The sequence below is a fragment of the Mesorhizobium sp. LNHC209A00 genome (assembly GCF_000502915.1).
Taxonomy (GTDB): domain Bacteria; phylum Pseudomonadota; class Alphaproteobacteria; order Rhizobiales; family Rhizobiaceae; genus Mesorhizobium.
In genome coordinates this window covers 1-9,700 of record NZ_AYWT01000041.1, presented here as the reverse complement: position 1 = coordinate 9,700, position 9,700 = coordinate 1, and the positions used below count along the sequence as shown (strand labels likewise).

The 9,700-nt window shown below is 56.5% G+C and carries 6 protein-coding genes, 3 pseudogenes and 1 other annotated feature; of the genes and pseudogenes, 8 read left to right on the top strand and 1 reads right to left on the bottom strand.

Annotated elements, in window-relative coordinates; genetic code table 11:
* Positions 1-71: 71 nt before the first annotated feature.
* Positions 72-998 (bottom strand): annotated as a pseudogene (locus X739_RS1000000169040) (IS3 family transposase); the annotation flags it as partial.
* Positions 601-717, bottom strand: a sequence feature (AL1L pseudoknot). (Overlaps the previous pseudogene by 117 nt.)
* Between X739_RS1000000169040 and X739_RS1000000171070 the strand changes: the two are divergent.
* From X739_RS1000000171070 to X739_RS01000000166980, 8 genes and pseudogenes are all read left to right on the top strand, one after another.
* A complete protein-coding gene (locus X739_RS1000000171070; RefSeq protein WP_348625787.1) occupies positions 943-1,458 on the top strand; it encodes a transposase in 516 nt (171 codons plus the stop codon). The pseudogene X739_RS1000000169040 and the gene X739_RS1000000171070 sit on opposite strands and share 56 nt — an antisense overlap.
* Positions 1,459-1,590: 132 nt before the next feature.
* Positions 1,591-1,770: pseudogene (locus X739_RS1000000171065) on the top strand (transposase); the annotation flags it as partial.
* On the top strand, positions 1,691-1,933 hold the full coding sequence (locus X739_RS1000000171060) for a transposase (protein WP_245273993.1): 243 nt from the start codon (positions 1,691-1,693) through the stop codon (positions 1,931-1,933). The pseudogene X739_RS1000000171065 and the gene X739_RS1000000171060, both read left to right, overlap by 80 nt.
* A gap of 258 nt (positions 1,934-2,191) precedes the next feature.
* Positions 2,192-2,908, top strand: coding sequence for an aspartate/glutamate racemase family protein (locus X739_RS136805; protein ID WP_023796659.1), 717 nt, complete (start codon positions 2,192-2,194; stop codon positions 2,906-2,908).
* 248 nt (positions 2,909-3,156) lie between these two features.
* Positions 3,157-4,044, top strand: a complete 888-nt coding sequence (ehuB, locus tag X739_RS136810; protein ID WP_023796658.1) for an ectoine/hydroxyectoine ABC transporter substrate-binding protein EhuB — start codon at positions 3,157-3,159, stop codon at positions 4,042-4,044.
* Between the two features lie 175 nt (positions 4,045-4,219).
* A complete protein-coding gene (locus X739_RS136815; RefSeq protein ID WP_023796657.1) occupies positions 4,220-5,671 on the top strand; it encodes an MmgE/PrpD family protein in 1,452 nt (483 codons plus the stop codon).
* A gap of 506 nt (positions 5,672-6,177) precedes the next feature.
* Positions 6,178-8,649 (top strand): FAD-dependent oxidoreductase, encoded by a 2,472-nt coding sequence (locus tag X739_RS136820; protein ID WP_031252670.1) that lies wholly within the window; start codon positions 6,178-6,180, stop codon positions 8,647-8,649.
* 184 nt (positions 8,650-8,833) lie between these two features.
* A pseudogene (locus X739_RS01000000166980) lies at positions 8,834-9,579 on the top strand (electron transfer flavoprotein subunit beta/FixA family protein).
* The last annotated feature ends 121 nt before the right edge of the window (positions 9,580-9,700 follow it).

Genomic DNA, 9,700 nt, shown 5'->3' with positions numbered 1-9,700 from the left:
GTGATCGCCGCTTTTGAATAGTCATCGCAACCTCCAATGTCAGAGTGTTGCGACGACCGTTTGAATCCGCCTTGGCTTCCCCTGTCGCTGTGGTGGACCAGGCCGCCGCCATGGACGGGGCGCCGGTCATGGAGCGCCTGTTCCAGGGCATCGAGAACGAAGCCGGCATGGGCGGTCCTGCTCGCCCGCCAGCCGACGATGCGACGGGCATAGGCGTCGATGACGAAGGCGACATAGACGAAGCCGGCCCAGGTCGCGACATAGGTGAAGTCGGAGAGCCAAAGCCTGTTCGGGGCCGGGCATGGAACTGTTGACCTGATCGAGCGGACAGGGAGCGGCCTTGTCGCTGATCGTGGTCTTCACCGGCTTGCCGCGGATCGCCCCTTCGAGACCCATTTGGCGCATCAGCCGCGAGACGGCGCAGCCGGCGACGTCGAAGCCTTCCCGCCTCAGCTGCCGCCAGACCTTGCGCACCCCATAGACCCGGAAGTTCTCCTCGAACACGCGCCGCACCTCGACCGTGAGTTCCTCATCGCGCTTCGCCCGCGCCGACAGCCGGGAGGGATCGCGTCCCTTGGCGACATGGTCGTGGTAGGTCGACGGGGCGATCGGCAGCACCTTGCAGATCGGCTCGACCCCATGCGCCTCCCGGTGATCGTCGATGAACGCGATCATGGCTTGAACGGGCGGCCGAGCTCCGCCTGGGCAAAATATGCCGACCCCTTGCGCAGGATCTCGTTGGCCTGCCGAAGCTCCCGGTTCTCCCGCTCCAGAGCCTTCAGCTTCTCGGCAACCTCGGTGGGAAGGCCGGCGCGCACGCCGCTGTCCACCTCAGCCTTCTTCACCCACTCATTGAGCGACTGCGCCGTGCAGCCGATCCTTGCCGCGATCGAAGACACCGTCGCCCAGGGCGAACCATGCTCGCTTTCGTGATCCAAAACCATGCACACCGCTCGGGCGCGCACCTCGGGAGAAAACCTGTTCGTCGTCTTGCTCATGATGGCTCCACCTTCTCAAGGTTTGGAGCCTCCGGCAAACCCGGCGCGGTTCAGACTGCCGGCCCTTCCTATCTACATCTCGCGTGGACTTAGGCTTCGTGGACAAAGCTTCACGCTAGACTCTGTCACTGATTCAAGGCTGTCTTTTGGAGGCAGGGTTGGGCGACCGGATTGGGTATCGGACGAGGAATGGGCACTGATCGGGCCGCTGCTGCCAGCAGAGCGGGGTCGAGGGTGCCGTCCGGCGCAGGATAATCGACGCTATTTCGAAGGCATGATGTGGATGGCCCGAACCGGGGCGCAATCGCGTCATCTGCCTGATGAATATGACAAGTGGAACAGTGGAACAGCGTCTTCCGCCGATCCCGGCGATGGGTCGCGACGGGGGTGTTCGATGCGCTGCTCGAAACGCGCTCGCCGAGATGGTGGAACGCGATGCCACCGCCGACATGATCGATAGCACCGTTGTCCTCGCATCATTGTGCAGTCGGCATAAAAGGGGACTCAGGAAACTGAGGCGCTTGGCCGATCGCGCGACGGCTTCACCACCAAACTCCATGCGCGGTGCGACGGAAAAGGCCGACCTCTCGGCTTCGGCCTGACATCTGGCCAGGCGCATGATATTAAAGGCTTCGGCCCGCTGTTTCGAATGATCGCCGACCGTATCGAGGCGCTCCTGGCGGACAAGGGCTATGAATCCGACGCCATCCGTCAAGAGATCGCCAAAGCCGGTCATCCCCGCCAAAAGCCGCCGCACCCCCACCCCGCATGATCGCGAGAAATACCGTTGGCGCAACCTCATCGAGCGCCTGTTTAACAAGCTGAAGAACTGGCGCCGTATTGCCACACGCTACGAAAAGACCAAGGAATCCAATCTTGGCTTTGTGGCGCTCGCCTCAATCAAACTATGGCTGCCCTTTCTCCACGAAGCCTAGCGCAGCTTGTCCCTTCGACCCTTCGAAACAGCGACACAAACCATCTTGACATACAAGGTATACCTGGTGTACTATATGTAGAGAATTTCACTTGATTGGTTTTCGCCAAGTGCACAAGGTTTCAAGTCCTAGTGGTTCAAACTCCAAAAACCATCCGAGGGTAAGATGCTTGTTCCCCGAACTGAGCCTCAAAATAGACAGTGGTCCAGCGCCGCGTATGAAGTTGATGCGGGCATTGGAAGTCGAGCACATATTGGAATGGTCGTTTTCGACTGTGATCAGACGTTGTCGCATGAGGCCAGAGCGATGCTGGCAATCGCGGGCGTCGCTATATATGAAAGCCGCATATCGTCGCACGATGACAGTAATCAGCCTCTTACCAGTGGCGCCCTTGCGGACGGCTTTGTTGGACTTGATGAAGCCGTCCGGCAAATTAACACGACGCGTCCATCGAACGTCGTAGCGCTCGGGTGTACGTCTGCGGCAATGGTGATCGGACCCGATGAACTCGAGCGACGTGTCCGTAGTGTCCATCCACAAGCTCATGTGACTGACCCCTTTACGGCTATTCTGGCTGCTCTACGGGTCCTCAACTCTGTTCGAGTCGGATTCGTATCGCCGTATCCCGCCGAGATCGCGGAGGACATGGTTAATCGAATTGAAACTGCCGGCATTTGGGTGCCGACGGTCAGCACATTCCACAACCAAGGCGGGTTCGTCAGAGGTGATGCGCCATTTATCTCCCCGGCAAGTATTGTCGCCGCCGTGCATCGGATAGTCGAGCGCGAAGACATCGACACCGTCGTTATCGCCTGCACTCAGATGCGGGCCGCTGCAACCATCGACGAACTTGAACGGCAAACGGGCAAAGCGGTCATTTCATCCAACCAGGCACTATGCTGGCACGCCTTGCGCTTGGCTAAAGTCAGCGACGTTGTTCTAGGTTGGGGGCGCCTGTTTGAAGCCGATTTGTAGGCGCTGAGGAGGCTTATCACAGTCCTCATGAAGGCGCTTAGATCCTAGAACGGCTCGCATCAAGGGGCAATGACTTTGCTCTCAAATGCAGTCGTGGAACTACCCGATTTTCCTGGGCTGTACGTGTAGGGGAATGCTTGCCCTTCCGTGGCGATGGAATCATCTCGACAGGAACCGCGGATAGGCCGAGCGACGTCCGTACCTCTCGCGTTAGAGAGGTTTCTCGCAACCAAAAAGGGGAATATAGAATGAAGAACTTCAATATGGGCCGCAGGGTAGCACTGCTGAGCGCGATAGCACTTACCTTAATCGGCGTCCTGACGCCTGGAGCTCAGGCTCAAAGCCTAAAAGAGCAGGTCGAGAAGGAGGGCAAGCTGACCATCGGTATCTCGAACACCTGGCCATGGGGCTTTAAAGACGAAGGTGGTGTTGCTACCGGTATTTACCCTGACGCGCTGAGGGAAGCCACCCAGAAACTGGGAGTCAAAAATGTCGACTTCGTCATCATGGAGTGGGGTGCGCTGATCCCCAGTCTTCTGTCACGAAGGATTGATGCCATCGCCGCGGGTATGGCCATCACGGTCGAACGTTGCAAGCAGGTCAGCTTTTCCGACCCAGTCGAAGCCAGCCGCAATTCCGCCCTGGTGAAAAAGGGTAATCCACTGAATATCCATGGCTATGTAGATATGGCCAAAAATCCGAATGTCCGTGTCGGCGATATAAGGGGTGCCTCGACTACGGAGGACGCAATCGCCGCAGGAGTCCCGAAGGACCGTATTCAGTTGTTTCAAGACCAAACTGCAGGTCTGGCAGCGATTCTTGCAGGTCGTGTCGATGCTCTCTTGATGTCAGGGGGCACGATAGCGGGCATGTTGAAAGATCCCAATGTGAAGGGACTAGAACGCGCAACACCGTTCCAAGGGCTCATTGTGAACGGCAAAGAGAAGATAGATCCCAGCGCAATCGCTTTCCGACCGCAAGACGCTGAGTTTCGCGATCTGTTTAACAAGAGCCTGGCTCAGGTGAAAACCGATGGCACCGTCGAGAAGATCATGTTGAAGTACGGTTTTACAAAGGACGACCTAGCACCAACAGGCCTCACGGCAAAAGATGTTTGCAAAGAGGAATATCGTTAGGGGCGAGCAGAGTTGTTTCTCGCCAGGTCGAGTTCCAAAAGAAGCCTCTCGCAATGACCTAAGACAAACAACTGGAGCGGTTTGTTACGGCAGACCGCTCAATTGCACCTTGTCCGCATTCCGGCCGCAGCCCAGAAAGCCGTGTTAGCTACTGTCAGCCGATTAGGAAAAACAAATGAACGCAACGCCAACTCTAACAGCTGAAGCAGCCTCCACATCTTCATCCTTTGAGCACATACTGTTTCCGCGCAGTCCGATTCATGAGGATGCCTGCTTGCTTGCGCGGTTCCTCTCCGATCTTAAGTACGAGGATATTCCCACTGATGTTATCGATACGGCGAAGTTGATCGCCCTTGACACGCTTGGGTGCATCGTGGCGGGCACGGATACTCCGCTCGGCGAGAAGATTTTGGCTGCATATGCCGGATCCGACGAGAACGGCTGCTGCGTCCCAGGCACGCCCACAAAGCTTGCTCCGTCGCTTGCCGCTAAGGTCAATGCATGGTTGGCGGATGTGCTCGACTACGAGGACGACGCAGCTGGCCACCCAAGTGCCACTGTCATTCCGGCGGCCCTTGCCATGGCAGAACACATTGGCGCTACACCTCAACAGTTTCTAGCAGGCGTGGTAGCTGGCTATGAGGCGGGCTTGCGATGGCACGACGCCACACAGGCCAGTCCCGATGTTTATCGGCGATTTGCCGTCTATCACGCGTGGCACGGCATTGCAGCCGGTGCAGCCGCCATGACTGTTGCCGGGGGTACTGAAGAGCAGTTTCGCTCCGCGTTGGGACATGCTGCCGCAAACACGAATATTCCTCTTTGGTATGTTCAGTACGGCCGACCGGCGCATGCGCTGAAAGCGAATTATGGCCAAATGGCGCTGGGAGGACTCGATGCTGCAATTTGCGCTCGGCGCAACATCGTCGGTCCTTTCGCCATGTTGAGCGATGCCGAGAGGGGCTTCGCGATGATCATCGGATCCGACAAGTTCCAGTCTAAACAGTTGTCGGAGGAGCTATCTACCGTGTGGCGGATACGGGAATCAACCCTCAAGGCGTACCCCTGTTGCGGCTTTCTTCACACAACAATCGAGGGAGTTTCAAAGCTCGTTGCGGCTCACAAAATCGATTATGAAAACGTCGCAAAGCTCAGAATTAGCACGTTCAAAAGGATTCCGGAATGGTTCTCAGACGCCGCTCCGGCTTCTGACATAGATGCCCAATTCTCCGTGCAATACGTCTCAGCCATGGCTCTTCTATCAATTGAGGTGGGAAGGGAGTGGTATTCGCCTCCGATGATGCGGGATCCGATCGTCTCGGATTTGATGCAAAAGATCGAAGTCGAAGTAGACCCAATCGCAGAAAAAGCGTTCTGGGAAATCGATCAGAACATGTCTTCGGTGACCATTGTTACGAAGAGCGGCGAGAGTTTCAGTTTGACAGTTGATTGGCCAGACGGTCATTGGAAATGGCCTCGAAAGCTATCCAAGAGCGAGAATAAGTTTCGGCGAAATGTGCGGGGAACCGCACTTGAGACGCGAGGTGATGATATCATCGAACAAGTGATGAATATCGATAGGTCAAACTCTTTGAATGGACTTTTGGATTTGTTGGCTCCGGTTTGAGATTCAGCGTGCGGCAAAGGCTTGAGCGGCAAGGCACAAGCCAAGGCACTATCCCATCCCGCATTCGCAAGCCTCTGAATAAGATCTTAGATGCAGGCCCGCCACCAGCAGGAAAGCGGTTCATCGCCAATCACCGGGTGTAGGGCACCCATCCACGAACGAACTCTTGAAGCAGATTGCCGGCTATCGATCTCGTAAGGGACGTCGTCTCAAACATTGCGTCCACTGAGGCAAATCAGGTGAAGCATCTTTGCGAGTTCAAGTCGACGATTCGGGAGATTGATCGGTCGCCGCAGCTGATAGCGGCGATGGCGGAAAAAGTCCAAAGCTGCGTGCCCATCACTGGAAGACGGGAAGCGTGAAGCTCACCCCATCTGGCGTTCCAGGGGAGATGTTTCTGGGAATGTTCCCTATCGATTAGCGGCATAATTCCCGCACATGATCCTTCGCTCCGCATGGGTCGAGAATGCGAAGCACGGCAATTTCGTCAGCACCAAGGGGATGACATGATTTTCAATTCACCTGTCCGGCCTAGAGAAGTGCCGGTCCGATCCCATGAGGTCGTAATAATTGGAGGAGGCATCGCCGGAACGAGCCTTGCCTATCATCTTACGAAGCTCGGGAAAAAGGATGTCGTGATCCTAGAGCGGCATACGCTTACATCTGGCACAACCTGGCATGCTGCGGGCTTGGTTATGCAAACTCGCGGCACCCATGCTCTGACTGAAATCGCGAAATACAATGCCGAGCTATATGCCTCGCTCGCAGCGGAAACCGGTCAAGCCACAGGATTCAAGCAGAACGGGACCCTTGGCGTGGCTCGCACGAAAGATCGTCTTTATGAAACGGCGCGCAATGCGTCGGTCGCAAAAAGTTTCGGACTGGAAGCTCATATGATCTCACCGCGGGAGGCGAAAGTACTCTATCCGGCAATCGATTCGTCGATCATCGAGGGGGCCGTCTTCATACCTAAGGATGGGCAAACAAACCCAATCGATACGTGCATGTCTTTGGCTGCAGGCGCAAAACAGAACGGAGCCAAGATTCTTGAGAAAACTGAGGTAACCGACCTTTGGTGCACGCTGGGTGAGGCATATCAACTTCGTACTAGCTACGGCGTTATCGAAGCCGAAACTCTGGTTCTTGCATGTGGCCTTTGGACACGAGACCTCGCGGCGAAATTGGGGGTGCGGGTGCCCCTTTACGCTGCTGAGCATTTTTACGTTGTTACCGAGCCACTGGACTTCGTGAAGCCCACTTTGCCGGTCCTTCGAGACACTGACGGGCACGTCTATGCCAAGGAAGACGCGGGCAAACTGCTGATCGGCGCATTTGAGCCGTGGGGCAAAGCGCTCCCGATGGAGAACTTTTCGAAAGATTCGCCCTTCATTGAGCTATGGGAGGACTGGGATCATTTCGAATTGCCCATGACAAAGGCGATAGAGATGATGCCCGCCCTGCAAAGCGCTGGAATTGCTAAGTTTTTCAACGGGCCAGAAAGCTTCACGCCGGATCTCCTCTTCATGATCGGTGAAGTGCCTGGCATGAAAAATCTCTTTGTATCAGCGGGGTATAATTCGGAAGGTATCGAATTTGGCGCGGGCGCGGGCCGCGCTTTGGCTGAGTGGATCGTCTCCGGCGCGCCCCAGATGGACGTCAGCTTTATCGATGTTGCGCGCTTCCACCCCTTTCAGATCAACAAGAGGTATTTACGGGATCGGATACCCGAGGTCTTGGGTCTACACTACAAGATTCATTGGCCTGGGCATCAGCGCGCGACTTCTCGTGGTGTGCGCAAGAGCGCTCTTCATGACCGGTGGGTTAAACTCGGCGCCAGCTTCGGCGAAGGGATGGGCTGGGAACGACCGATGTGGTTCGCCGGCGCAGGCGAGCCTACTGAAAATGTCTATTCCTACGCCGAACCCAATTGGTTCAAATATACTGCGCAGGAATGCCTAGCAGCGCGATCGGATGCGGTTCTTTTCGACCAGAGCTCGTTTGGTAAACACCTTATCCAGGGGCGCGACGCTTGCAAATTTCTTCAAAGGATTTGCGCGGGGAATGTCGATGTTCCGGTCGGTAAGCTCGTATACACACATATGCTGAACGACAAGGGCGGGATTGAAACGGATGTCACCGTAAACCGCTTGTCGGACAATCAGTTCCTGATCATATCTTCAGCGACGGTCCATCCGCGTGACAAGGCGTGGATTACGAAGCACATTACCGACGACTGGAATGTGACTCTCACAGACGTAACATCTGCATACGCGGTAGTATCTTTGCAGGGACCGAAATCGCGCGATATTCTGGGGCGGGTGACCGATACAGATTTGTCGAACGAAGCCTTCCCATTTGCCACCAGCCAAGAAATTGATGTGGGTTATGCCCGCGTTATAGCCAACCGGCTGACGTACATTGGGGAGCTCGGCTGGGAGCTTCATATTCCCACCGAGATGGCGCAGCATGTGTTTGATGTGCTGTGGGACGCTGGCAGGGAACATGATCTGAAACCAGCCGGATATCACGCACTTGAACATCTCCGTTCCGAACGAGCGTATCGAGAGTATGAGCTGGATCTGACACCGGTGGATACATTGCTCGAAGCCGGTTTGGGTTTCACTATCGACTGGAAGGCGGGAGACTTCATCGGGAAAGAGGCGACTGCGGCGCAGAAGGCATCGATGCCGCTCAAGAAGCGCTTGGTGTCGTTTAAGCTGCGGGATCCAAAACCCATCCTGTTTCGTGAGGAGCTTGTACGACGCAACGGCGAGATCGTTGGCTACATCTCTTCGGGAGTGAAAAGCTTCACGCTCGGGACGTCGATCGGATTAGGTTATGTTAACCATCCCGAGGGTGTGACAAAAGATCTGATCGAGAACAGTCGTTGGCAGATCGAAATTGCTGGCCAAGTTTATGACGCTGACGCTTCGTTGCAAGCCTTCTTCGACCCGTCGGGCGAGCGTCTGCGACGATAACCCTAAGGTTTGGCCGCTCTGTCACCGATCGGCCCCTCGACGTCGGCTCCCCTAAATTCCGCCAACCCAGCGCAGAGACTACTGTAGAGATGCGCTTGCTCAGAACGTGGAGCGGTGAAAGTGTTCGCGCCACGCCAGATATTCGGTTTTAGTAAGCTGCAAAGCTAGAGTTGGTAGGCAAAAGATGAAGAGCCTTGTGCCCGTGAAGCGGGTTGTGGATGCGAACGTCAAGGTCCGTGTGAAGGCTGACGGTTCGGCTGTGGAGCTCGCCAACGTCAAGATGGCGATGAACCCGTTCGACGAGATCGCGGTCGAAGAGGCGATCCGGCTGAAGGAGGCCGGCAAGGCTGAGGAGATCATCGTCGTTTCGATCGGGCCGCCGCAGGCGCAGGAGACCTTGCGCACCGCGCTCGCCATGGGCGCCGATCGCGCCATTCTGGTCAAGACCGACGAGCAGACCGAGCCGCTCGGCGTCGCCAAGGTGCTGAAGGGCGTGGTCGAGGCGGAAAAGCCCGGTCTCGTCATTCTCGGCAAGCAGGCGATCGACGACGATTCGAACCAGACCGGCCAGATGCTGGCCGCACCCTCGGCTGGGCGCAGGGCACTTTTGCCTCCAAGGTCGTTGTCGATGGCGACAAGGCCAAGGTGACGCGCGAGGTCGATGGCGGCCTGCAGACGGTGCAGCTGAAGATGCCGACGATTGTCACCGCGGATCTTCGCCTCAACCAGCCGCGCTACGCTTCGCTCCCCAACATCATGAAGGCCAAGAAGAAGCCGCTCGACGAGAAGAGCCCGGCCGACTACGGCGCCGACGTCAAGCCGCGGCTGAAGGTCTAGACCGAGGAGCCGGGCGGCCGCAAGGCGGGTGTCAAGGTCAAGAGCGTCGCCGAATTGATCGACAAGCTGAAGAACGAAGCCGGCGTGCTGTAGGAATTTCATGTGATGCCGGCCTGCAAACGGCAGGGTTCTCCGCTCACCTAGAGCAGAATCTGATCACTCAGGCTCGTATCCTGCGGCGCAGAAGTAGTTTGAGCACTGCTCGGCGGTGAAG

What these genes read in the sequence shown, in the direction of transcription:
- X739_RS136805 (WP_023796659.1), top strand. Translation starts at nt 2,192, where the DNA reads ATGGTCGTTTTCGACTGTGATCAGACGTTGTCGCATGAGGCCAGAGCG.
- X739_RS1000000171070 (WP_348625787.1), top strand. Translation starts at nt 943, where the DNA reads ATGCACACCGCTCGGGCGCGCACCTCGGGAGAAAACCTGTTCGTCGTC.
- X739_RS136820 (WP_031252670.1), top strand. Translation starts at nt 6,178, where the DNA reads ATGATTTTCAATTCACCTGTCCGGCCTAGAGAAGTGCCGGTCCGATCC.
- ehuB (WP_023796658.1), top strand. Translation starts at nt 3,157, where the DNA reads ATGAAGAACTTCAATATGGGCCGCAGGGTAGCACTGCTGAGCGCGATA.
- X739_RS136815 (WP_023796657.1), top strand. Translation starts at nt 4,220, where the DNA reads ATGAACGCAACGCCAACTCTAACAGCTGAAGCAGCCTCCACATCTTCA.
- X739_RS1000000171060 (WP_245273993.1), top strand. Translation starts at nt 1,691, where the DNA reads ATGAATCCGACGCCATCCGTCAAGAGATCGCCAAAGCCGGTCATCCCC.